Here is a 23,439-nt window from a genome sequence, read left to right as displayed (position 1 = left end):
TTGACGTAAATCCGAAAAACCCTTTTAATGCGCCCCGTTGCCCAGATAGCTCAGTCGGTAGAGCAGGGGATTGAAAATCCCCGTGTCGGCGGTTCGATTCCGTCTCTGGGCACCAAATACCGAAAACCCTGAATCGCAAGATTCAGGGTTTTTTTATGCCTGCGATTTGATGACGGCACGATTCCGCCCTTCTTGCAGGCCGGAATTCGCGATACGTTGCTCAACCCTTATGGAAGAGGGCTATCCCCGCAATGAACCAGAAAAGAACTCGCGTTCCCCTGCCCCACCCCGCACCCCCCGTAAAACGCACCGACTGGCTGATGATCGCGCTCGGGCTGGTGCTGATCCTGTGTATCGGCCTGATCGCCTACGAAACGGTGAACGGTCTGATTCAGGGACGCATCGGCAACATGGCACGCGGCAAACGCTTCGCCGTGTATTCGCTGACCACACAACCCGCCAGCTTCTGGTTTGCCGTCGCCACGCATTGCCTCCTCGCCCTATTCCTGTCGGGCGCCGCGTCGTTATTGATCTGGCTGGGCCGCACTGCGACGGTCGCGCCTTCCCGGCGCGACCGGTAACGCCACTAGCTGTTGTCGTTCCAGTGGAACACCAGATTGCGCGCGGCACCGCCGCCAATTTCCGCCGCATCCCGGCGCGTTTCACCATTGCGGGTCGCGACGACCGTGTACTTGCCGGGCGGCAACTGCACGTACACCAATGGCCCGGTCTGATTCAGCGTCAGCACGGTCTGGCCGGGGGCTTTTTGAATCATCACGTCGACATCGGCGGTGTACTGGTTTTGCATGCCGACGGCGAACGTCATATGCAGGTTGTAGCCAGCGGATTGCTGAATGGCTTTCGACTCATCTTCGCCAATCCCGCCGGCCAGATAGCGAACACCGTTTTGCTCTTGCTGCTGAACCTGCACAGCGGAATTGTTGATCGGCTCCAGACTTTCAGCCTGCGCCATAATCGGAAACAGCAGCACCGCCGCAGCGGCAAGGGGCAGCACGAATGAAAGAACGCGTTTCATGAGGACGACTCCCGGGTTCTCGCGGAACCCAATCGTTACCTCTTTTTAGATTCTGTCTCGCGGGGTGGGTTTTAGAACGATTGGGAGTTGCGGTTGATACGAAAAGGACTACAGAAACTCCACCGACGATTCGCGCCGCATTGCGTCTCGAATCAGCGATTGCCTGATCAGCCTGCGAATTGGGTACTCACTGCGTTCCAATTCGTTGCATACCCACCCGCTTGAAGTTCATCCTCGACCCGTCCCCGAAAGTCTGGATCGCCATGAACCTACAAAGCGCGACGCTGCCACTCGGTCAGCTGTCAGCAGAAAGCGAGCCCTTTCACGAGCCCGCCGCCGACGGCTATCTGCTCGGCGGTTTCACCTGGCGCCACGCTTCGCCCGACCCACTGCGCCCGGTGGTGATCATCAACGCCGCCACGTCCGTGCGCTGTCGCCACTACTCGCGCTTCGCGGCGTACCTGTTCGCCAACGGCTTTGACGTGATCATTTACGACTACCGGGGTATTGGCGAATCGCGGCCGAAGTCGATGAGGCATTTGCAGGCTTCGTGGACGGATTGGGGCGCGCTGGATTTCGAGGCGATGCTCAAGCGCGCGCAGCGGGAGTTTCCCGGGCAGCCGATCGATGTGGTCGGGCACAGCTTCGGCGGCTGCGCAGCAGGTCTGGGGACGTCCGGAAAGATAATCCGACGACTGGTGACGGTCGGCGCGCAGTTCGCTTACTGGCGCGATTACGCGCCCGAGCACCGCTGGCGGATGTTCGGCAAATGGCACCTGCTGATGCCGCTGGTCACACTGTTGTGTGGCTACTTTCCGGGCAAGCGACTCGGCTGGCTGGAAGACACGCCCGCCGGCGTGGTGCGCGACTGGAGCACGCCTGACGCACGTTATGAGCGGCGTCCGAGCGGTAAAGCGATGGCCGAATTACCTTTCGCCAACGTTCGGGCCAGAGCCCTGGCAATCAGCATCAGCGACGATCCCTACGGCACGATTCCCGCCATCGAACGCCTGCTCGCTTACTTCCACAACGCGCAAAAGACCCACCTGCGAATCGAGCCGCAGGACATTGACGAACAGCAAGTCGGACATTTCGCCTTTTTTCGCAGCGCATACCAAGCCACACTATGGCCCATCGCTCTGACCTGGCTGCAGACCGGCGAACTGGCCCCCGACACACCGGGGCGCGAAATCCCACGCAGCCAAGCCCTTTAACGCACCACGGAACACACACCATGGCTTCCGCCAACAAGCAGCAAAAACGCGCCGCCCGGGCCAAGACCAAGGCCAAGCAGAACCGCACCAAACGCGCGGAAGCGCCGGTCGAGCTGGACCCGAACGACGACCGCATCGATTTCGAGTCGGTGGACCTGACCGAACTGTTCAAGAAAATGATCGACGCCGAGAAGATCAGCCAGCAGGCCCTGTGCACCGCGTTCCTCGAAGACCCGCTGCTGGAGCTGGTGTACGAGCAGGAAGGCGAAGAAGGCGCAATGGACTTCATCCTCGCCGCGCTGATCGAGTACCGCCAGTGGGCCACCGAGACCGACGAAGCTGGTGCCTTGGCGTGGATTGAATCCCCAGACTTCCAGAAAGACTATGTGGCCGCGTCCGACGCAATCGCCGCACAAACCCAACAGAAAAACTGAGTTCCCATGGCATCCCTGAACAAGCAGCAGAAACGCGCCAAACGCGCCAAGGCCAAAGCCAAGCAAATCCGCATGGTCGGTCGCAAACCTCTGGCGCAGGACGATGACCTCGGTCACCTCGCCGAGCCGATCCCGGAATACACCCTGGCGATGTTCAGCAAGATGCGCGACGCCGAAGCCGTCAGCCGCAACGAAATGCTGCTGACGCTGCTCCGCGAGTTGGCATTCATCATCGTTGATCATCCTGAACTGCTGGACATGGAAAACGCCGAGAACGAAGGCATGGCCGCCACTCACCTGGCCGCCGACATGCTGATCGACTACCGCATGTGGGCCGACGGCATGGATCGCGAGACCGCCCAGGCCTGGCTGAGCGAACCGGAGTTCATCAGCGATTTCGGGATTGCGCTGGACACCTACGGTCAGTCGGTGGAAGCGCAGGAAGAGAAGAGCGAATAAACCGCTCGCAGTAACAAAAACGGCCGCTTGTCATCACTGACAGCGGCCGTTTTGCGTTACGCGTTGCGGATCAGTTCAGGACCGCGGCGCCACGCTTTTCCAGATTGCGGCGGCGGGCCACCAGCAGACCGGCAGCAACCACCAGCAGGCTGAGCAGGCCGGTCGCGAGGATTTCCACGCGGTGGGCGTCCTGGAACAGCATGATGGTCAGGGCCGCGACGATGAATACGATCACCGCGTAGGTCAGGCCCGGGAACAGCCACATGCTGAAGACGATTTTCTCGCCGCGAGCCATGCGTTGTTTACGCATGCGCAGTTGCGAAATCGCGATCACCAGGTACACCAGCAGCGCGATGGCGCCGGAGCTGGCCAGCAGGAACTCGAACACCGCAGCCGGGGCCACGTAGTTGGCGAAGGTGCACAGGAACGCCGCGCCGGTGGACAGCATCACCGCCCAGTAAGGCGTGCCGCTCTTGTTGGTGCGGGTTGCCATGGCCGGCGCATCGCCACGCTTGCCGAGGGAGAACAGCATCCGCGAAGAGGTGTACAGCGCCGAGTTCAGGCAGCTGGTCACAGCCACCAGAACCACGATGTCGACGATCATCTTGGCGTTCGGGATGCCCATGCGCTCAAGCACGGTCTGGTAAGAACCGACGCTGGCCAGAACCGGGTCGTTCCATGGCACCAGGGCCACAACGATGAAGATCGACACGAGGTAGAACAGGCCGATCCGCCAGATCACCGAGTTGGTGGCCTTGGAGATCTGCTTGCCAGGGTTCTTCGATTCCGCGGCCGCGATGGTCACGATCTCGGTACCCATGAAGGAGAACATGGTGGTCAGGATCGCGCCCAGCACTGCGCCCATGCCGTTCGGCAGGAAACCCTGGGTGTCGAAGATGTGCGACACGCCGCTGACCTGGCTGTTCGGCAGGAAGCCGAAAATGGCTGCGACGCCGAGGATGATGAAACCGATGATCGCCACGACTTTGAGCAGGGCGAACCAGAATTCGAACTCACCGTAGTTTTTCACGCTGAACAGGTTGGTCACCGTCAGCAGCATGGTGATGATCAGCGCGAAGGCCCAGATATCTACCCCCGGGAACCACGCGTGCAGGATGGTTGCGGCGGCGTTGGCTTCCAGAGGAATCACCAAGACCCAGAACCACCAGTACAGCCAGCCGATGGTGAAACCGGCCCAATGGCCGATAGCGCGGTCGGCGTAAGTCGAGAACGAGCCAGTGTCAGGCGAGGCAACAGCCATTTCGCCGAGCATGCGCATCACCAGCACAACCAGCGCGCCAGCAGCGGCGTAAGCCAGCAGAACAGCGGGACCGGCAGCGGCGATGGCGTGGCCGGAGCCTACGAACAGACCTGCACCGATCACCCCGGCGATCGACAGCATGGTCACATGACGCGGTTTGAGCCCCTGTTCGAGGCCATTGGAGCTTTGGGTACTGCTCATTGAAACTACCTTTGCGAGGAAAGCGATTCAGTCCGTCCCGTCTGGTTTTCCTTCTCGTAAAAAGAAACCAACGGGGCGTTCCAGATTCTGCACGCAATAATTGCGCCAAAATGTTTCAACCTCTTCTGGCCTGCGGTTTTCAGCGCGACCGGACAGTCATCGCAAGTCCTTGAGAATACTGGCCTTTCGCCAAAGCGTTACCCTGCGACCCACTTCCAAACGAATCAGCGCACCAGAAACACACTGAAAAAGTACGGGATGCACAATAAAAGGGCGAATGAGGAACGTTCGGCCGGTTAGCGCTTCCAACACCCCGCCAAAGGTGGCAACATCGCGCCTTTTTTTACGCGACACCCACGGGAATCCACGTTCAAACACCCGTTCGGTTGTTGATGGGGCGACAGTCTGCTGCGCCGATGCGACAACCTGCCACACGCCATCCGTTTACCGCTCGTAGCGCTGTTGGCTGCCATTGAAACGCTATGCTAGCTTGGCCGCCTCGCCAGGAAGGCCAACCAACAGCAGGAGCGCAACATATATGAGGAACGCACATGGCTGAGGCCACGCCCGCGCTTGAAATCCGCAACTTGCACAAACGCTACGGACAGCTTGAGGTGCTCAAAGGCATCTCGCTGACCGCCCGCGACGGCGATGTGATCTCGATCCTGGGTTCCTCCGGTTCCGGCAAGTCCACGTTCCTGCGTTGCATCAACCTGTTGGAAAACCCGCATCAGGGCCAGATCCTGGTCGCCGGGGAAGAACTCAAGCTCAAGGCCGCCAAGAATGGCGAACTGGTTGCCGCCGACGGCAAGCAGATCAATCGCCTGCGCTCCGAGATTGGTTTTGTGTTTCAAAACTTTAATCTGTGGCCGCACATGAGCGTGCTCGACAACATCATCGAAGCTCCGCGCCGCGTGCTCGGCCAGAGCAAGGCCGAAGCCATTGAAGTGGCCGAAGCGCTGCTGGCCAAGGTCGGCATCGCCGACAAGCGCCACGCCTACCCGGCGCAACTGTCCGGCGGCCAGCAACAGCGCGCGGCGATTGCCCGTACGCTGGCGATGCAGCCCAAGGTGATCCTGTTCGACGAGCCCACCTCCGCCCTTGACCCGGAAATGGTCCAGGAAGTACTTAATGTCATCCGCGCATTGGCCGAAGAAGGCCGCACCATGCTGCTCGTGACCCATGAAATGGGCTTCGCCCGTCAGGTCTCCAGCGAAGTGGTGTTCCTCCACCAGGGCCTGGTAGAAGAGCAAGGATCGCCACAGCAGGTGTTCGAAAACCCGCTTTCGGCGCGCTGCAAACAATTCATGTCCAGCAACCGCTAACGGAGCTACCCGCATGCAGAACTACAAAAAGGTCTTCCTGGCCGCCGCCGTCACCCTCGCGTTCAGCGCCGGTGCCATGGCCGAGACCCTGAAGATGGGCATCGAAGCGGCTTACCCGCCGTTCAACAACAAAGACGCCAGCGGCAACGTCGTCGGCTTCGACAAAGACATCGGCGACGCTCTGTGCGCCAAGATGAAAGTTGAATGCTCCGTGGTTACCTCGGACTGGGACGGCATCATCCCGGCCCTGAACGCCAAGAAGTTCGACTTCCTGATCTCCTCGATGTCGATCACCGACGAGCGCAAGCAAGCGGTGGACTTCACCGACCCGTACTACTCCAACAAGCTGCAATTCATCGCGCCGAAAAACGTCGACTTCAAAACCGACAAGGCTGCGCTGAAAGGCAAAGTGATCGGCGCCCAGCGTGCGACCCTGGCCGGCACCTTCCTGGAAGACAACTTCGGTGACGACATCACCGTCAAGCTGTACGACACCCAGGAAAACGCCTACCTCGACCTGACTTCCGGTCGTCTGGACGGCATCCTCGCCGACAAATACGTCAACTACGAGTGGCTGAAAAGCGACGCCGGCAAAGCCTATGAATTCAAGGGCGACCCGGTAGAAGAAAGCGACAAGATCGGTATCGCTGTACGTAAAGGCGACCCGATCCGCGAGAAGCTGAACGCCGCGCTGAAGGAAATCGTTGCCGACGGCACCTACAAGAAAATCAACGACAAGTACTTCCCGTTCAGCATCTACTGATCCTGACCTGCCGGATCGGCGCCGTTACATGACGGCGCCGATCCCCGGCCTTGCCTGCCGCGATTTGAAAAGAAATCCATGATTATCGACCTCTACGGATTCGGCCCGGCGCTTTTCGCCGGTGCGCTGATGACCGTCAAACTGGCACTCTCGGCCCTGTGCCTGGGGCTGGTGCTCGGTCTGCTCGGCGCCTTGGCCAAGACTTCCCCGTACAAGCCGTTGCAATGGCTTGGCGGAACCTATTCGACCCTGGTGCGCGGCGTCCCGGAATTGCTCTGGGTGCTGTTGATCTACTTCGGTACGGTCAACGCGATGCGCGCGCTCGGTGAGTTCCTCGGCAATCCCGAACTTGAACTCAGCGCGTTCGCCGCCGGCGTCATTGCGCTGGGCCTGTGCTTCGGCGCCTACGCCACGGAAGTATTTCGTGGCGCGATCCTCGCCATTCCCAAAGGCCACCGTGAGGCCGGCGTGGCCCTGGGCCTGTCGAAATGGCGGATCTTCACTCGACTGATCATGCCGCAGATGTGGCGCATCGCCCTGCCCGGCCTGGGCAACCTGTTCATGATCCTGATGAAAGACACCGCGCTGGTGTCGGTCATCGGCCTGGAAGAAATCATGCGCCACGCGCAGATCGGCGTGACCGTGTCCAAGCAGCCATTCACCTTCTATATGGTGGCGGCGCTCATGTACCTGTGCCTGACCGTGCTGGCGATGATCGGCATGCACCTGCTGGAAAAACGCGCCGCACGCGGCTTCGCGAGGAGCGCTCAATGAATTGGGAAGTCATCATCAAGTGGCTGCCGAAACTGGCCCAAGGCGCGACGCTGACCCTGGAGCTGGTGGCCATCGCCGTGATCGCCGGCTTGCTGCTGGCGATTCCACTGGGCATCGCCCGTTCTTCGAAGCTGTGGTACGTGCGCGCTTTGCCCTACGCCTACATCTTCTTTTTCCGTGGTACGCCGTTGCTGGTTCAGTTGTTCCTGGTCTATTACGGCCTGGCGCAGTTCGACGCGGTCCGTAACAGTTCGATGTGGCCATATCTGCGCGATCCGTTCTGGTGCGCCACCGCAACCATGACTCTGCATACGGCGGCATACATCGCCGAGATCCTGCGTGGTGCGATTCAGGCGATTCCGCCGGGCGAGATCGAAGCGGCGCGGGCGTTGGGCATGTCCCGGCCGAAAGCGTTGTTCTACATCATCCTGCCGCGTGCCGCGCGCATCGGCCTGCCGGCCTACAGCAACGAAGTGATCCTGATGCTCAAGGCTAGCGCCCTGGCCAGCACCGTGACCTTGCTGGAACTGACCGGCATGGCGCGCACGATCATCGCCCGCACTTACTTGCCGGTGGAAATCTTCTTCGCCGCCGGCGTGTTTTACCTGGTGATGGCTTACGTGCTGGTTCGCGGCTTCAAGCTGCTGGAACGCTGGCTGCGCGTCGATGCGTGCCAGGGGCGCTGATACTTCCTACGTGCTGACGGGCGAGGCCTTACTCGCCCGTTTCACGGCACTGGATGCATTTCTCACAACGCATCAGGCGTTGTGGAAACCCCGCCCGTTCACTCATCTGCAACTCCCTTGGGAAGCGTCCTACCCGGAACTCGCCTCGTGGCTACGCGGACGGTCGCTGGAAGATGCGGAAAACGCCCACAACCAACCTGCCGAACTCTTGGATGCGCCAGAGCCGTTTGCTTCATTGGCGGCGTTGTCGCTTGAGTTGGGTTCGGTCGGTGAATTACCTGCGCATTCGCTGGAAGCCGCCGGTCATCGCTTGAATGTCGATGTGCCGGGACGCAAATGGCAGCAGATCGAAGCCTTCGCCAGCCGCTTGTCGTTTGCCTCGCAACCGAAGCACTGGCTGGATTGGTGTTCGGGCAAAGGCCATTTGGGACGGCGTCTGCTCGGCGCTGGGCAGCAACTCACCTGTCTGGAATACGACCCGGCGCTGGTTGCCAGCGGTCAGGCGCTGAGTCAGCGGCATCACCTGCATGCGCTGCATGTGGAGCAGGATGTGCTCGCTGCGAATACCGCTTTATTGCTGAACGCCGAACACACCCCTGTCGCCTTGCATGCTTGCGGCGACCTGCATGTTCGGCTGATGCAACTGGCCTCCGCCGCTGACTGCCGACAATTGGCGATTGCACCGTGCTGCTACAACCGGATCAGTCGTACCGAGTATCAGGCTCTGTCTTGCGCCGTAGCGGGCTCCGCCCTACAGCTGTCGCTGGAAGATCTTTCGCTGCCGATGAGTGAAACCGTCACCGCCGGTGCACGTGTCCGTCGTCAGCGTGACACTTCCATGGCCCGGCGACTTGCCTTCGACCTCCTGCAACGGCAAGTGCGGGGCGTCGATGAATACCTGCCAACGCCTTCTCTGCCCAGCGCGTGGCTGGACAAACCCTTCGCAGATTACTGCTGCGATTTGGCGGTGCTCAAAGAGTTATCCACAATTGGCTCGCCAGATTGGGTAGCACTGGAAGCCGCCGGTTGGCAGCGATTGGCCGAAGTTCGCAACCTGGAATTGCTGCGCGGACTGTTCCGACGGCCGCTGGAGCTTTGGCTGAATCTTGATCGGGCACTTTTCCTCACCGAACAGGGATACATCGTACGCCTCGGCACCTTCTGCGAGGCGCCGCTCACACCGCGCAATTTCCTGTTGCTGGCCGAACGCGTTTAATCTTTCACAGCCTGTGGATAACTCTGTTGATGGATTAATCGTGGATCCAATATCCACGGCCGTTTCAGGCCATTAACAGCGCTGGTCATTTTTTGTTCACATAAATAAAAAACCGGCAAAACAGGGATTTGCGACTCAAATGAGAACCCGTCCACAAAAACCTGCCTAAGCGCGCCCTCTTCAGAGCCTGTTGTGCATAAGCCCTCGACCAAAAGGACATAACCGCCGAATCGCGGACGCCGCGAACGGGCAATTGCGCCTGCCATCCGCCCTTGCTATACAGACCTACGCCGTGCAGGTAGCGCAGGCCCGAACAAGAAAAATCTGACCGACAGGAAGCGACCGTGACGTTCATTTCTTACGCACAGAATTTCGAGGACATCCGCCTGTGGCGCGCCCTCAAGTTCTTTGAAAACGGCTTCTACATCGATGTCGGCGCCAACGACCCGATCCACGACTCGGTGACCAAGGCGTTCTACGATCGCGGCTGGAGCGGCATCAACGTCGAGCCGATGCAAAACTTCCACGATGCCCTGCGCCAACAACGCCCGCGTGACACGACCCTGCAATGCATCGCCAGTGATGAGCCCGGCGAAGTGACCTTCTACGGCATTCCCGGCACCGGCCTGTCCACCGCCGACCCCGTCACCGCTCAAGAGCGCCGCGACCTCGGCCTCGACGTACGCAGCCTCACCGTCAAGGCCCGCACCCTGACCTCAATCTGCGAAGAACACGCCGCCGGTCGCGAAATCCACTTCCTGAAAATCGACGTCGAAGGCCACGAAGAAACCGTGCTGCGCGGCATGGACTTTAGCCGCTTCCGCCCGTGGATCATCCTCATCGAAACCCCTTTCGAGCGCGACCACACCTGGGAACACCTGATCACCGACGCCGGCTACACCAACGTCTGCTTCGACGGCCTCAACAGCTACTTCCTGGCCGACGAACACCTGAACCTCAAACCGGCCTTCGACATGCCGCCCTGCCAGCTCGACAAATTCCAGCTGTGCCTCGGCCACCCCTTCGCCCACCCCGTCAGCCCCAGCGAAGCCGACGCCCTGGCGCAAATCAGCGCCGCCACGCAACGCGCCGAACACGCCGAAGCCCAACTGCGCGCCCTCCAGAACAACCGCGCCTGGCGAGCGCTCCAGAAACTGCGCAACGTCCTGCGCCGCGCCTGATCGGAGCCCGCGCAAAAATAGTCTGAATTCAGGGGTTTACAGAAGCAACCGAGTCGCTATAATCGTCGCCCACACGCCGGTATAGCTCAGATGGTAGAGCAACTGACTTGTAATCAGTAGGTCCCGGGTTCGATTCCTGGTGCCGGCACCATACAAAGCGAAGCCCCTGCAGAAATGCAGGGGCTTTGTTGTTTCTGGAGTGTCCACAAAACGTCCACATCTCCGATCATCAGCAACCGTGTTGCCAGTTAATCGGAACAATCGGTAGACGATTTCACCTCAGGCTGGCTGCAAATCCCGCAATGCTTCCGGATGCTGGCTAGCAACGCGTAACAATGTCTGTGCCGCGCCTGTCGGCTGCCTGCGACCCTGCTCCCAATCCTGCAACGTCCGCAGACTCACACCGATCAACTTGGCGAATGCACTCTGCGACACACCCACCTTGGCCCGCGCTTCAGCAGCCGCCGAGAGTGGCACCTCTGTCACACGAGCAGCTTTTCCCGCCTTCATTTGGCGGACAGAGTCCAGCAAGTCCTGCTGGAATTGCTCCAGATCATTGACCATCGCTGATTTCCTCCTTCAATTGCTTAAGGAAAGCTGCGGGCAGGTTGTCGAATTTGGCCTTGGTGTAGGCAATCAGCAACCAGATTGAGCCTTCGGAAAGCGTGTTGTAATAAATGACACGTGTACCACCTCGCTTGCCCATGCCGCTACGAGACCAGCGAACCTTGCGCAGGCCTCCGCTACCTGGAACGACGTCTCCGGCCAGCGGGTTTGCGGCAAGCCAGTTTATGAATTCATGCCGCTCACCCTCGGCCCAGATACCGTCAGCATAGCGCTTGAAAATTTCGGTTTCGATAATGGTATATATGGGCGGCACTATACGGCTTTGCCGTATAGATGAGCAATGCACGTTTGTCTGATGCAGAATCTGGTGGCTTTGGGAGGGGTTTAAGCGACTGTACGTACCGATTCACGTTGCTCCAACCATGTTCAACACACAGGAGGTTTCTCGGTATCGAATGAATATTCGAAAAATAAATCTGTCACCTTTTCTATTTGTCACTTTTTCTATTAGCATCTAGCCAATACAGTTACGATTACCACCATCGCATATCAAACTGGTAAAAGAGAAGCCTATGTTGAATCAGAACTTTTCACCGGAAAACCTTAAAAAATTCCTTCACAGCAGACGCGACCAGCGGAAACTAAAAAAACAAAACGCCTTTGAAAGCGAACAAAAAATCCTAACCGACCTGAGCTACACGGTGGATAGTCGAGACTTTAAGTTTGAGAGCATCAGCACAGCCAAAATAAAAAATAAATCGATAGTGCGCACAAAAAGCATAAAAGAAATTCTCATCCTAAGAAAACTGAACGACAACCTAAAACGTATCTATGGCGCAAAGCAGTCTAACCGCAGAGAAATAACCAAACAAGTCTACACACTACTCCAAGAAATAAATCCCATACACATAGTAAGACTAGACATTAAAAGCTTCTATGAAAGCATAAAACTAGAAGCCGTACTTGAACCAATTTTCGAAGAAACACTCCTGTCACCAACTTCGAAGAAAATAGTCAAGGCAATTCTAAACGCCCCTTCGATTCCTGACCATATCCCACGAGGGCTAAACATAAGCTCTACGTTAACAGAAATATATATGCGCGATTTCGATAGTGCGGTTAGAAGTCTTAGAGGAGTCTACTACTACGCTAGATACGTAGACGATATAATAATATTTGCGTACAAAAACATAATAAATGGAAGCGAGCGACCAATCCAAGATTGCCTTCCAGCAGGGCTTAATACCCACAAAAAAAAGAGCAAATATCACCCTATTATTTGCAGATGCCTGTTGAATTGCGAATGCAACAACAACTGTAAATGCAGAGCATCTTGCACCTGCGAACCAGAAACGCCAAAAAATATCACCTTAGACTACCTTGGATATAATTTTACCTTCTCCGATATCCCTAAAAACTCAAAAAAAGAAGATAGAAAAAAGCCAAAAAAAGTAACCGTAACCTTAGCAGAAAGAAAAGTAAATCGAATCAAGACAAGAATTATACTAGCGCTACTTGATCATTGCAAAAAACCAAACTTCCAACTACTGAAAGATAGAGTACACTTTCTAACAGGCAACTGTGAATTCAGCATTAAGGGCGATTTTAAAATTCGAAGCGGAATATTCTATAATTACCCACTCCTAAGTGCTGACGACCCAGCGCTACTGGACCTCACAAACTTCCTAAGAAAATCGATACACAGCAAGAGAGGCTCATTGGGGAAAGCGCTATCAAGATCGCTATCCAGCACGGATCGCTCTCAGCTAGGGAGACTTTCATTCCGATCCGGGTTCAAAAATAAAATCACCTATAAAGTTAGCGAAGAAAAACTGAGCGCCATAAAGGAGTGCTGGAAGAATGCCTAAATCCAGGATAAACAAAGGAGACTTCAATAGAGTTCTATTAACTGAAACAACACCATATGAAGTGCCTTTGACTTTCAACAACGAAGGCTTTTACCAACACATTAAAATTGGGAACACACACACGAAAAATCTTCTAAATTCTATAAGAAGTAATACCTGGAAAATTCCACTTCCCTACAAAATCAAAAAGGACACTCTAGGAGCTCGTAGCCTCAGCCTACCACACCCGACATCCCAACTTGACTATATAGAATTTTATAAAGACTACGATGTACTAATTACATCTCTGTGCTCAAGGAGCAAAATTTCTCTAAGGGCACCTGTAAAAATAGCAGGCTTTTTCTATGACATTGATAGCAAATATAATAACGTAGACATCAACCCAGAAGCCAAGGAGATAAATGACGATACTGACAGCTTAAACATCCCTCACGCGAGTTCTTATTTTGCGTACAACAAATACAACTTCCTTTATAAATTTTACGAATCTTACGAATACCATAGAATCGAAAAGAAATTCAACTTCTTGATGCGCTTTGACATTTCAAAATGCTTCGACTCTATTTACACTCACTCGGTAGCATGGGCGGTCAAAAACAAGGGCTTCGCCAAAGACAACCATAGCGGAATATCGTTTGAAAACAAATTTGATGAGATAATCAGAAACTCCAATCACGGAGAAACTAACGGTATAATTATCGGCCCCGAAACCTCAAGAATATTTTCTGAAATCATACTTCAGCGCGTGGATATAGACACTATATCCAACCTATCACAAGTCGACTTAATTTTTGGGCGAGATTACACCGTCAAGAGATATGTTGATGATTATTTTGTTTTTTCAAAAAAAGAAGAGACTTGCAGAAAGATATTCAAAAAATTCAAAGAAAATCTAGAACTGTATAAGCTGCACATCAATGAAAGCAAAACCAGCCTTCACTCTACACCCTTCATGACTTCACTCACTATCGCAAAAAGCGAAACCAGAACATTCATCAATAATTTTATTGATCAGCACATTGTGAATACAGATGAGGGAAAATTCGCTGTAGTTTGCAAAGGATCACCGTCAAAAAAAGCCAACCGCTTAATTCAAGAATTCAAACAAATACTATTTTCTAATGTCACTGATTACTCTGGCGTAGCTGGTATTGCCTTAAGTCGAATTTGCAAAAAAATTGGCAAGCTTAGAAATATTTCTTTCGCAGGCGGCACTGATCGAGAAAGCATTTTTAACTTAGTTTACATATTACTTGAGCTCTGCTTTTTTATTCTATCCATGACCCCAAGAGTTAGAGTAACATATTTAATCACACAGATATCTTCGATTTGCCTTGACATTTCCAAGCAACTTTCCTACGACCACGAAAACAATATAAAGAAAAAGATACTTGACGAAAGCATCTTATTTTTGGATTTAATGATCTACGATGAAAAGGACGACTGCAAAGTTGAATCATTAAACATCTTAACATTACTGTCCACCTTGGGCAGTGAATACCTACTCCCACCTCAAAAGCTGAAGTCTTTATATGACAAAATCAGCTCCAGCCATAATACTTGCTACTTTGAAACCATTACTTTTTTGCATTATATTAAGCGCAACCCTACATATACCCCCCTCAAAGAAGAGCTTCTAGAAAAAATTGAAGCTACTATATCTCTTGACCGCCGCGCGATTGAATCGAACACGATTCATTTGCTACTAGACTGCATGTCCTGTCCATATATAACTGATAAATTCAAGAAAAAACTGCTTCAACTTGTTCTAGATCAGTACGACATCCCCAACAAAAATAAAATTAATGAGTTTCTGGAGTCGGTTTCAAAAACGTGGTTCACCAACTGGGATAGCAAAATAAACCTACAGAGAGCTATCGACAAAAAAGGCTTGAAATTCACTTACTAATCAAAGTAGCATCTAGATGCTTGAGCAAGTGCCACTCAATACGGGACAATGAGGCAAGAAATTGCGGCTACACAGAGTCTTGAGCAATTAATTTTGCACACACACATAGCCTTCTCAAGTAAAGGTTGGCTGCGGTCAGTATGTACGCAGCCAATTTTTTGCTCTACATTCTCTTTTTCTCAAAAACAATACCGGTCAATGGTTCGCTCTGACTCGGATCTTTTTAGCATCACTCATCTACACGAGTTATTCGGTTATAACAAACCATTGATAGCTAAAATAAGCGAACTTTAACTATAAATTCAGCTTTAGGGATAGAGAATTTTACCCAGCACATTCTTCTTTAAAATTCAATTAGTTATTACTCAGTTCGATTCCTGGTACCGCACCATATAAAACAAAAGCCCCTGCAGAAATGCGAGGGCTTTGTTGTTTTTGGAGTTGGTTTTTTCCACCACAAATGAAAAGCCCCCGACAGTAAACGCTGTCGGGGGCTTTTCTCCAATCCTAATCAGCCTCAACCGAAAGCAAAATCCGCCGCCCAAGCTGCTGCAATGCACGCTCTACATTTTCTATCTTGGAGTGATGCAGGAAATCGACTAACCGATCTACCTGGGGTCGTTGCACCCCCAAGCGACGTGCAAGTTCAGCCTTGCTGACTCCAGACTCCAAAAGCGAATTCCAGAGCCCAACCTTTGCCGCAGTCAGTGCAGGCAGACGCAACACCGCGTCACTTTCCTGCTCTCCCACATCACCTGTCGGAATCAACCGGCGGTCATCTACGTAAATCGACAAAGCCGTCTCCATTGCATCAATCGCGCCGTCGAGTGCTTCCTCGAGGGTGTCGCCAGCGGCGTGCATCTCTGGAATTTCTGCGCAGGACACCCAGACACTGCTCGGCTCCTCGTGGATTTCCAACGCATATTCGAACATCACGCTTCCTCTCATGGGGTACAAACTCAGTCTCAGCCTTGTGGCCTAGCTGCATCGCTGAAACTCGATGTCGCTTATGCGCATCACGCGCTATTTCGGCAGAGAGACCGTGCAAGATATTTGTTACCCATGCAACACAAGTGTTGCATGCGAGTATGTCGGCCTTCCCGCCACCACCTGGCCACGATTGCGCCCAACCCTCCCCCACGCTACCGTCAAACCCGTCGCTGCCAATTCAGCGACCGGGCCTGAGAACCCGCGTAAGATGCAGGCGCACCAGCGCCCTAACCCACGTTTGCCGGCGTTTTTTTGTGCCTGCATTTCCGTGCAATGGCGGCTGTGCGTGGGAGGCTTTCGAGCCTGCCGGGTTCCTGTATCTCCGGTTTCTCAGCCTGCGCATAGCTGCCACCCTTTCGCCTGAGAACGAAATGGCAGCGCTCATTTGATACAGGGAGTTTCACAAATGATTAGCATCGATCCGTCCAAAGTCTGCCCTTTCCACCAACCAGCCAACGGTAGGTGAAGCCATGACCAATCCCCACGATCTGACAACCCTCGGTCTTACCCATTTCTCCTTCCAGTCCAACCACGCACTCTTCCGCACCAACTCAGGCGTCCCGGTCGTTACCGCCCTCTCCCACGCATCCCACCTGCTGCACATTTCCAAACTGCTCACATCAGATACTTCTGCCGCCAACGATCCTGAACTCCACGCCTGCGCCTCGCAATATTTGCAGGAGTTGAGCAAGGCGCTGGTCGATGACGCGGTCAAAGTGTTGAGTCCAGATCCATAAACCGTCGCGTACAAAAAAGCCCTCGCATCGCTGCAAGGGCTTTGTATTACCGCATCAATCAATGCCCAGCGCTCTGCCCACCATCCACATGCAGAATCTCGCCAGTCACAAAGTTCGCGTTATCGAGATACACCACCGCCTGCGCAATATCGTCGATCTCGCCCATGTGCCCAACCGGATGCAGCGCGCCCAGTGCCGCGTGGGTTTCCTCGCCGTGCATCGGTGTCTTGATGATGCCCGGCGATACCGCGTTCACCCGGATTCCGCGCTTGGCGTATTCGATGGCCAGGGATTTGGTCGCGGCGTTGAGGCCGCCTTTGGTCAGCGAAGCGAGGACCGAGGGCACGCCGTCGATGGCGTGGTCGACCAGGCTGGTGGTGATGTTGACCACGTGGCCCTTGCCCTGTTTTTCCATTTCGGCGATGGCCAGTTGGGTGATGTAGAAGAAGCCGTTGAGGTTGACCGACAGCACCGCGGCGTAGTCTTCCGGGGTGTAGGCGGTGAACGGTTTGGCGACGAAGATGCCGGCGTTGTTGACCAGGGTGTCGATGCGGCCGAAACGTGCCACGCCTTCGCTGATTACACGCTGTGCGGTGGCCGGGTCGCCGATGTCGCCGGCGATGGTCAGGATTTGCGGGTCGTTCGACGGTTTGATCGAGCGCGAGGTGGCGACGATGTTGTAACCCAGTTCACGGAAGGCCTTGACCATGCCTTCGCCCAGACCTTGGGACGCACCGGTGATAACGACGGTTTTTTTCGAGTTGCTCATGATGAAATCCTCAATCAATAAGTAGGTGTTGAATCAGGCGGTAGCCAGTTGTTTCAGCATTTGTTCGTAGTACTCGACCGATTGCGAACCGGACACCAGGTGCTTGCCGTTCAGGATCAGCGCGGGCACCGAGTTGATTCCGTGCTGCCGGTAAAACGCCTGCAGTTGCCGCACTTCGCTGGCGAATTCGTCATTGGCCAGCACCTTGCGGGCCCTCGCCGCATCCAGCCCCGCTTCGGTCGCCAGACGGATCAGCGTCGGGTGATCGTTGGGGTTCTCGCCGTCGCGGAAGTAAGCGCGCAGCAGGATCTTTTTCAGCGCGACTTGCCGCCCTTCCTGTGCCGCCCACATCAGCAATCGATGGGCATCGAAGGTGTTGTGAAAGTGCGTGCGTTTCTCCAGGTCGAACTCGAAACCGATGGCTTTGCCGCGTTCGATCTGCATCTTCTTGCCGGCGGCGACGTCCTCGGCGGTGCGGCCGTATTTGCGCATCAGATGCTGCACGGCCGGTTCGCCTTCGGCGGGCATGTCCGGGTTGAGTTCGAAGGGCTTGTAGGTCAGCTCCACCGAAATCTCGCCGGCCAGATTGCCGATCGCCTGCTCCAGCGCTGTCGCCCCGAGTGCGCACCAGGGACACACCACATCGGAGACGAAATCGATGGTCACGGTCGGGGTCATGACTGGCCCCGTTCCGCCAGTTGTCGGCGGTATTCGGTGGTGGTGATGCCGGCGTAGCCCCAGTTATCGGTGTCGACTTCTTCGATCACGATGTGGGTCAGGTCCGGGCGCTTGTTGAGGACGCGTTCCAGGGTTTCAGTGATTTCGGCGATCACCTGAGCTTTCTGCTCACGGGTAACACCGTCGCGGGTGATGCGTACGCTGACAAATGGCATGACGACTACTCCAGTGACCTGCCCTCGGGATGATGGTCAGGTGTTGGAGCTCAATGTAGGCGCGTGCCGGGAGGGGAAAAAGTAGGGGTGGGGTACTTCATTTGTGAGGTGGTGTAATGAATAGCCTGTAAAAATCGCGCCAAAAATTCTTTTAAAAACCCGCAGACGCACCCAAACCGTGCACTTTTTTTGACCCCAATCACCCCCACGTCACCAAAAACCCCGATCCTGTGTCAGCCTCCAGCCATCGGCGGGGACATCAATTCGCTACTAATTGCGCGACAACTATGCTCAGGTGCAGGAATATAGCCGGCAAATGGCGCCGTTCAGGTCGTCACGTACACAACAATACCCAGCCCACTTCAGAGGGCATTACCCATGGATAGCAGAACCTTACGCAACCTCATGCGCATCGTGCAGACCGGCTCGTTGTCGGCCGCAGCCGAGCATTCGTGCCTGACTGTGCAGGCCCTGGCCGCACAGTTGAACAAGGTCGAAGAGCAGTTCGGTTTCCGCTTGTTTAGACGATCCAACAAGGGGCTGACGCTGACGCCGCAAGGCACCGAGCTGACGCCCTATATGGACAGAGTGCTGATTGCCACGCGGCAGATGGAAGAGAAAGTCGAAGCGTTGAAGGTACCGGGACAGCGCACGTTGAAAGTGGCGTTGAACACCACGCTGGACCCGGATTTCAACCGGCGATTGATCGGGCGCCTGATCGACGTGTTCCCCGACTACCAGATGGAATTCAGCTACGCCGAGTCGATGGAAAACCTCAGCAAGCTGAAGAACGAAGACTTCGACCTTGCGGTGTTGATCGGGCCGCAGCGCCCGGGCTTGCCGAGCATTGTCCTGCCGGAAGTGCAGGTGCAGGTGGTCGGCGCGCACTGCGGTCAGGAGAACGATCCGCTGACGTTGCTTGGCAACAAGTTTCAGGTGCGTCCCGCAGAAGATTGTCCGTATTCCCACAGCTTTTTGCGTTTTCTCGACGCCGGGCTGGGCAATCACGAGAACAGTCAGCGGACGATCTACTCCTGCAGCGAAACGCTGACCTTGTCGCTCATCACCCAGATGGACGCGGTCGGCATGGTCTCCCGCGAGGCCGCGCAGAAGAACGGCCTGACGATTTTCCCCGGGTTCGAGGATTTCCTCGAAGTGCGCCTGGCGGTGAACAACCCGGATCTGTCCGGCCAGGCGTTGAACGACGTGGTCGATCTGCCGCTACATGAACGAGCCGAGCGCAATGTACGCAGCCGTCCCAACCGCCACACTGAGAAAGAGGTTTTTGCTGAAATACGCACATAACAACGTCGGAATCGCTGCATAGAATTCCGGGCGATCGAGCTGTATGTGCTGATCCTTGATCAACAAGGGTGTCAGGCTGATCGCAGCGACGATCGCCACCGGCAGGTACTCCAGCGCCCGGGCGACGAAGGGCGGCCAGTGCTCGGTGTTGACCTGCAGCGGCAAGGCCCGTGGCAGGAAGGTCACGGTCATCATCAGCGCGACCACCAGAATCAGGAACGTTTGGTCAGGCATACACCCACTCCGCAGCCCACAAACGTGGCGATGAAAACGTTGAATGGCGAGCTGCCCACCAGACTCAGTGCGCCCATGCAGACGACTGCGGCCAGAGCGGCGATGAGTTTGTTGCGGGTGTTGCACAGCGAGACCAGCACGTAGAGCATCATCGCGGTCAGCGCGTAATCGAGCTGGTATTTGATCAGGTGCGACGCGTACTGCGCGCACAGGGCGCCGAGCAATCCGCCGATCACCCAAGAGGTGTGGCAGAACAGGTTGAAGCCGATCAGATATCGGATGTTCACCGGCGCACCGGTGCCCAGTTTGACGCTGTGGAAGGCGAACGATTCATCGGTCAGGCCGCCGGCGTAACACCAGCGCTCCATGCGGCTCAGACCCAGTGCCCGCAGGGCCTTCGCCATGTAGACCGACATCAGCATGTGCCGCGCGTTGATCAGAAACGTGGTCAGCACAATGGTGGTCAGCGACGCCCCGCTGCTGATCAGCGCCAGCGCCGCAAATTGCGAAGCCCCGGCATACACGAACAGACACATGGCCACCGGCAGCCACAGCGGCAGCCCCGCGTTGACCGCCATCAGCCCGAACACGAACGACACGGTGAAGTAACCGGCCACCACCGGGCTGGCTTCGGCAAAGGTGCGCGATGGCTGACGGTCGACCATCAGCGGCGCACTGCCGGATGTTTCATTCATAGATCCCTCTCAAATGTCCGCTCGCCGTGAGGTTCGCAAAAACCCTGGGCCGTCCAGAAACGCTTGCCCGCGAGGTTAGCATCGTCGACGAACAGAAACATCCGCAGCACACCGACCCGTTTCATGTCGGCCGACGCCGCTTCCACCAACCGCTGGCCGACGCCCTGGCTGCGATAGCGCAGGCTGACCGCCAGATGGTTGATGGTGCCGCGACTGCCCAGCATGCCACCCAGCACCGCGCCGACGATTTCGCCTTCAACATCGAAGGCCAGATACGCCGTGGTGGTTTTCTGGATCAGCACGCCGCGCAGGCATTTGGCGTCCTGCCATTCACAGAACGACACTTCGTCGAACTGGCGGAAGAAACGCTCCATGCGCTGCGCGTCCTTGGCCGTCGCGCGCCGCAGCACCACCGGCGTCGAGCATTCGACGCCGTCGATTTGGGCAATCTGATTAGCGAACAATGTCGAAAGCGGTCCCGGGCCGCGAGAAAGAAATTGCCAGGATCTGCCGGTACGCCATGGCATGGGTATGGGTGTTGCGCGCCGGGGTCACGTAGTGACGCATGTCGCGATCGAGGAAGTAAGTGGTGTCGAGAATTTCCTGGTAGGTGGTCGACGCCAGTTGATGCTCGTGGATGTCGTACAGACGACTCTCCGCACCCTCGACATTGTTGCGGCCCCAGAAGTGCACGCCGCTGAACGGATAACCGTCGCAGTGAATCCCTTCCGGGGTGATTTCCAGTTGTTTGCCGGGTTTGATCTCGATGCGGATCTGATGGATCTGGCATTGCCAGATTTCATCGTGCAGCTCTTCCGGCAACACGCTTTTGTACACTTCAAAATCGGTGTCGATCAGGCTGCGCATTACCGGCGAGCTGATGACTTCGTCCGAGAAGTCCTGGAAGTGCCGCACCACGCCGCCCACATAGCTGTTGTTGGCCTTGGACTGCACGTACGCGCGATGTTCCAGCTGCTTCAGTTCACGAGTCTTGGGGTTGTACTCAAAGTCGCTGTAACGACGGTAACGCATGCCGGCTTCGGCCTGACCGTAGTAACTGTCAGGCTCCATGTTTTCCCAACTTTTGGTCAGTCTGACGAAGTCGGCGAAATGACCGTAGAGATTGAAGTCAGCACCCTGCACATTGGCGTACTTGTCACGCCGTAGCGATTCGCCCACTTCTCTGGTTAAAACGATCATTACCAAATTCTCCGCTGCATTGAGCGGCCTAATCTATTAGGTGGAGAATTTGCGTCCATGAGAAAGAATTTCAGGCATTTAAAGCCCTGTTTGAAACGCGATTTGAAACGGCTTGAAAGTGCATTTCAAATGACAAAAACACGGGTTTTTATGCTGTTTTTTCAAAAAGCGTCAAAAAAAAACCCCGAACGAGTCGGGGTTTTTCTGTCGCGTATCGCGGGTTCAGCCAATCATCAGAAAATGTTGATCGGGTAATCCACGAACACACGCAGTTCGTTGCCGCTGACGTTGTATTCGCTGGATTTCTGCGACACACGCAGGATCGAGCTACGCAGCTTGATGCTCAGGTCTTTGGCCGGGCCACTTTGCACGACGTACTTGAACTGGTTGAAGATTTCACGCTCGGTGCCGCCTTCGCTGGTGGACGTGGTGATGTTGTCGCCACGCACGTACGCGAAGTTGTAGCTCAGACCCGGTACGCCGAATGCGCTGAAGTCCAGGCCGTAGCCCAACTGCCAGCTGCGCTCGTCTTCAGCGTTGAAGTCGGACCAGTAGGAGTTGGCCAGGTAGATGGTGTTGCCACCGTCGCCCACGCGACCCTGACCTTTCTGGTAACCGCCGTAGGCGTAACCCAGGTTGCTGTCGCCGGTGGAGCGCTGGTGCGCCACGGTGAACGAGTGCGGGCCGGTGGCGAAGGTCGCTGCCAGGCTCCAGATCTTGTTGTCGTCGCCGGTCACACCGTTTTCGCGGACGTAGGAGTTGTCCAGCTTGGTGCGGTAACCGTTGAAGTCCAGGGTCAGGGACTGATCCTTGTCGATCGGGAACACGTAGTTGGCGTTCACGTATTGCTTCTTCAGCACGTCTTCGACGTCGGATGCGTACAGCGCAGCCTTGAACTGTTCGGTGAACTGGTAGCTACCGCCCAACACGTTGATCGATTTCAGACCACCGCTGTCACGGCCTTCAGCGCTTTTACGCGATTCGGCGGTGAAACGACCGGCATCCAGTTGCAGACCTTTGATCTCTTTGGAAGTGATCAAGGTACCGGTGTAGCTTTCCGGCAGCAGACGCACGTTGTCATAGCTCAGCACCGGCAGGGCCGGCATCTGGTCACCGTAAGTCAGTACGGTGTTGGAGATACGGAATTTGACCGCTGCACCGCCCTTCGACAGGTCGTCAGCCGCGTTGCCGCTGTCACCCTGTTTGAAGAAGTCGATACCGCCAGCGCCGCTGCGGCCCTTGCCGCCGTCCAGACGCAGCGCGTACAGACCGAACGCGTCCACACCTACACCGACGGTGCCTTGGGTGAAACCGGACGAGAACGTACCGATAGCCGCTTGGCCCCACTCGGCTTTATCGTCGTTACCGTCTTTGTAGTCACGATTGATGTAGGCATTGCGCAGCAGCACTTTGAGGCTGCTGTCTTCAACAAAACCCTTGGACTCGGCCTGGTCGTTAGCCATGGCCGAAGTGGCACTCAACATCCCCAGTGCGATCAGACTGATTCGCTTGTTCAACATTTTGTTTTCCTTATTACGGGTTGAAACGCGCTGTGTCGAACGGCTGAAACGGCGCTTATTGCACTCTTTTATTCACCCCGAAACAAAAAGACCCGCTCAAGACAATGTCATGGCGGGCCTGCTCCTAATTTTGAGTCATGGCGGTTAGCCACAGGCGTTGGGCCGAATCGTAGCCGCGCCCTCAACAATGTGTCAATTTCAA

27 protein-coding genes and 2 tRNA genes are annotated in these 23,439 nt (G+C 55.6%); 16 read left to right on the top strand and 13 right to left on the bottom strand.

Features of this window, described 5'->3' with window-relative positions:
- Positions 1–39 precede the first annotated feature (39 nt).
- A tRNA-Phe gene (locus AC0R79_RS02675) sits at positions 40–115 on the top strand.
- 136 nt (positions 116–251) lie between these two features.
- A complete protein-coding gene (locus AC0R79_RS02670) occupies positions 252–581 on the top strand; it encodes a hypothetical protein (RefSeq protein ID WP_127796639.1) in 330 nt (109 codons plus the stop codon).
- A gap of 5 nt (positions 582–586) precedes the next feature.
- Here the strand turns inward: AC0R79_RS02670 and AC0R79_RS02665 are convergent, their stop codons facing one another.
- Positions 587–1,036 carry a carboxypeptidase regulatory-like domain-containing protein gene (locus AC0R79_RS02665; RefSeq protein ID WP_474733074.1) on the bottom strand — a complete coding sequence of 150 codons (450 nt, stop codon included), beginning with the start codon at positions 1,034–1,036 and terminating at the stop codon, positions 587–589.
- Positions 1,037–1,299: 263 nt separating this feature from the next.
- Between AC0R79_RS02665 and AC0R79_RS02660 the strand changes: the two genes are divergently transcribed.
- From AC0R79_RS02660 to AC0R79_RS02650, 3 genes are read left to right on the top strand one after another with little or no spacing between them, the layout of a single operon-like run.
- Entirely contained in the window at positions 1,300–2,250 is a 951-nt protein-coding gene (locus tag AC0R79_RS02660; RefSeq protein ID WP_474733072.1) for an alpha/beta hydrolase family protein, read from the top strand.
- Positions 2,251–2,270: 20 nt separating this feature from the next.
- Positions 2,271–2,684 (top strand): hypothetical protein, encoded by a 414-nt coding sequence (locus tag AC0R79_RS02655; RefSeq protein ID WP_064592813.1) that lies wholly within the window; start codon positions 2,271–2,273, stop codon positions 2,682–2,684.
- 6 nt (positions 2,685–2,690) lie between these two features.
- Entirely contained in the window at positions 2,691–3,143 is a 453-nt protein-coding gene (locus AC0R79_RS02650) for a hypothetical protein (RefSeq protein WP_085608645.1), read from the top strand.
- A 70-nt stretch (positions 3,144–3,213) separates the two neighbouring features.
- On the opposite strand, the gene gabP is transcribed toward AC0R79_RS02650, so the two are convergent.
- A complete protein-coding gene (gene gabP / locus AC0R79_RS02645) occupies positions 3,214–4,605 on the bottom strand; it encodes a GABA permease (protein ID WP_007952562.1) in 1,392 nt (463 codons plus the stop codon).
- A 551-nt stretch (positions 4,606–5,156) separates the two neighbouring features.
- Between gabP and AC0R79_RS02640 the strand changes: the two genes are divergently transcribed.
- The 7 genes from AC0R79_RS02640 to AC0R79_RS02610 all read left to right on the top strand — a co-directional run bounded on the left by AC0R79_RS02640 (position 5,157) and on the right by AC0R79_RS02610 (position 10,701).
- Positions 5,157–5,930 carry an ABC transporter ATP-binding protein gene (locus AC0R79_RS02640; RefSeq protein ID WP_007897462.1) on the top strand — a complete coding sequence of 258 codons (774 nt, stop codon included), beginning with the start codon at positions 5,157–5,159 and terminating at the stop codon, positions 5,928–5,930.
- 13 nt (positions 5,931–5,943) lie between these two features.
- A complete protein-coding gene (locus tag AC0R79_RS02635; RefSeq protein ID WP_039764659.1) occupies positions 5,944–6,693 on the top strand; it encodes an ABC transporter substrate-binding protein in 750 nt (249 codons plus the stop codon).
- Between the two features lie 78 nt (positions 6,694–6,771).
- The gene (locus AC0R79_RS02630) at positions 6,772–7,467 is read left to right on the top strand and encodes an ABC transporter permease (protein WP_007952567.1); all 696 of its coding nucleotides are present in this window, start codon (positions 6,772–6,774) and stop codon (positions 7,465–7,467) included.
- Complete coding sequence (locus AC0R79_RS02625; RefSeq protein ID WP_007952568.1) at positions 7,464–8,153, top strand: ABC transporter permease; 690 nt, start codon at positions 7,464–7,466, stop codon at positions 8,151–8,153. The genes AC0R79_RS02630 and AC0R79_RS02625 overlap by 4 nt, the downstream gene beginning before the upstream one ends.
- Positions 8,134–9,369, top strand: coding sequence for a methyltransferase (locus tag AC0R79_RS02620; protein ID WP_375744929.1), 1,236 nt, complete (start codon positions 8,134–8,136; stop codon positions 9,367–9,369). The genes AC0R79_RS02625 and AC0R79_RS02620 overlap by 20 nt, the downstream gene beginning before the upstream one ends.
- 344 nt (positions 9,370–9,713) lie before the next feature.
- A complete protein-coding gene (locus AC0R79_RS02615) occupies positions 9,714–10,550 on the top strand; it encodes an FkbM family methyltransferase (protein WP_375744927.1) in 837 nt (278 codons plus the stop codon).
- Positions 10,551–10,625: 75 nt separating this feature from the next.
- Positions 10,626–10,701: transfer RNA gene (locus AC0R79_RS02610), tRNA-Thr, on the top strand.
- 128 nt (positions 10,702–10,829) lie between these two features.
- Here the strand turns inward: AC0R79_RS02610 and AC0R79_RS02605 are convergent.
- Both AC0R79_RS02605 and AC0R79_RS02600 read right to left on the bottom strand, forming a co-directional pair.
- Positions 10,830–11,114: a helix-turn-helix domain-containing protein gene (locus tag AC0R79_RS02605; RefSeq protein WP_474733065.1), complete on the bottom strand. Its 285-nt coding sequence runs from the start codon at positions 11,112–11,114 to the stop codon at positions 10,830–10,832.
- Positions 11,104–11,421 carry a transcriptional regulator gene (locus AC0R79_RS02600; protein WP_474735054.1) on the bottom strand — a complete coding sequence of 106 codons (318 nt, stop codon included), beginning with the start codon at positions 11,419–11,421 and terminating at the stop codon, positions 11,104–11,106. Before AC0R79_RS02600 ends, AC0R79_RS02605 begins: the two co-directional genes overlap by 11 nt.
- Before the next feature lie 268 nt (positions 11,422–11,689).
- On the opposite strand from AC0R79_RS02600, the gene drt3a reads away from it, so the two are divergent.
- A complete protein-coding gene (gene drt3a / locus AC0R79_RS02595; RefSeq protein WP_474733063.1) occupies positions 11,690–12,985 on the top strand; it encodes an antiviral reverse transcriptase Drt3a in 1,296 nt (431 codons plus the stop codon).
- Complete coding sequence (gene drt3b / locus AC0R79_RS02590; protein ID WP_474733061.1) at positions 12,978–14,894, top strand: antiviral reverse transcriptase Drt3b; 1,917 nt, start codon at positions 12,978–12,980, stop codon at positions 14,892–14,894. The genes drt3a and drt3b overlap by 8 nt, the downstream gene beginning before the upstream one ends.
- 507 nt (positions 14,895–15,401) lie before the next feature.
- On the opposite strand, the gene AC0R79_RS02585 is transcribed toward drt3b, so the two are convergent.
- Positions 15,402–15,827 carry a type II toxin-antitoxin system HicB family antitoxin gene (locus AC0R79_RS02585; protein WP_474733059.1) on the bottom strand — a complete coding sequence of 142 codons (426 nt, stop codon included), beginning with the start codon at positions 15,825–15,827 and terminating at the stop codon, positions 15,402–15,404.
- 527 nt (positions 15,828–16,354) lie between these two features.
- Here AC0R79_RS02585 and AC0R79_RS02580 point away from each other — a divergent pair.
- Complete coding sequence (locus tag AC0R79_RS02580) at positions 16,355–16,621, top strand: DUF3077 domain-containing protein (RefSeq protein ID WP_474733057.1); 267 nt, start codon at positions 16,355–16,357, stop codon at positions 16,619–16,621.
- Between the two features lie 58 nt (positions 16,622–16,679).
- Here the strand turns inward: AC0R79_RS02580 and AC0R79_RS02575 are convergent, their stop codons facing one another.
- Genes AC0R79_RS02575 through AC0R79_RS02565 form a run of 3 tightly spaced genes read right to left on the bottom strand, consistent with a single transcriptional unit; the run spans position 16,680 to position 18,283 of the window.
- Positions 16,680–17,390: an SDR family NAD(P)-dependent oxidoreductase gene (locus AC0R79_RS02575; protein ID WP_085608639.1), complete on the bottom strand. Its 711-nt coding sequence runs from the start codon at positions 17,388–17,390 to the stop codon at positions 16,680–16,682.
- Positions 17,391–17,423: 33 nt separating this feature from the next.
- On the bottom strand, positions 17,424–18,068 hold the full coding sequence (locus AC0R79_RS02570; RefSeq protein ID WP_127796632.1) for a DsbA family oxidoreductase: 645 nt from the start codon (positions 18,066–18,068) through the stop codon (positions 17,424–17,426).
- Positions 18,065–18,283 (bottom strand): tautomerase family protein, encoded by a 219-nt coding sequence (locus tag AC0R79_RS02565; protein WP_007952610.1) that lies wholly within the window; start codon positions 18,281–18,283, stop codon positions 18,065–18,067. Before AC0R79_RS02565 ends, AC0R79_RS02570 begins: the two co-directional genes overlap by 4 nt.
- 378 nt (positions 18,284–18,661) lie before the next feature.
- Between AC0R79_RS02565 and AC0R79_RS02560 the strand changes: the two genes are divergently transcribed.
- Positions 18,662–19,588, top strand: coding sequence for a LysR family transcriptional regulator (locus AC0R79_RS02560; protein ID WP_085712740.1), 927 nt, complete (start codon positions 18,662–18,664; stop codon positions 19,586–19,588).
- On the opposite strand, the gene AC0R79_RS02555 is transcribed toward AC0R79_RS02560, so the two are convergent.
- The 5 genes from AC0R79_RS02555 to AC0R79_RS02535 all read right to left on the bottom strand — a co-directional run bounded on the left by AC0R79_RS02555 (position 19,505) and on the right by AC0R79_RS02535 (position 23,237).
- The gene (locus AC0R79_RS02555; protein WP_463398038.1) at positions 19,505–19,822 is read right to left on the bottom strand and encodes an AzlD domain-containing protein; all 318 of its coding nucleotides are present in this window, start codon (positions 19,820–19,822) and stop codon (positions 19,505–19,507) included. The genes AC0R79_RS02560 and AC0R79_RS02555 overlap by 84 nt on opposite strands.
- A complete protein-coding gene (locus AC0R79_RS02550; RefSeq protein ID WP_085608636.1) occupies positions 19,801–20,517 on the bottom strand; it encodes an AzlC family ABC transporter permease in 717 nt (238 codons plus the stop codon). Before AC0R79_RS02550 ends, AC0R79_RS02555 begins: the two co-directional genes overlap by 22 nt.
- The gene (locus AC0R79_RS02545; RefSeq protein ID WP_007952618.1) at positions 20,514–20,891 is read right to left on the bottom strand and encodes a GNAT family N-acetyltransferase; all 378 of its coding nucleotides are present in this window, start codon (positions 20,889–20,891) and stop codon (positions 20,514–20,516) included. The genes AC0R79_RS02550 and AC0R79_RS02545 overlap by 4 nt, the downstream gene beginning before the upstream one ends.
- A gap of 79 nt (positions 20,892–20,970) precedes the next feature.
- On the bottom strand, positions 20,971–21,717 hold the full coding sequence (locus tag AC0R79_RS02540; RefSeq protein ID WP_085608635.1) for a 2OG-Fe dioxygenase family protein: 747 nt from the start codon (positions 21,715–21,717) through the stop codon (positions 20,971–20,973).
- A gap of 233 nt (positions 21,718–21,950) precedes the next feature.
- Positions 21,951–23,237, bottom strand: a complete 1,287-nt coding sequence (locus AC0R79_RS02535) for an OprD family porin (RefSeq protein WP_474733052.1) — start codon at positions 23,235–23,237, stop codon at positions 21,951–21,953.
- Positions 23,238–23,439 lie beyond the last annotated feature (202 nt).

The sequence above is a fragment of the Pseudomonas sp. HD57-3 genome (assembly GCF_056113135.1).
This window is presented reverse-complemented; position numbering and strand designations above follow the sequence as displayed.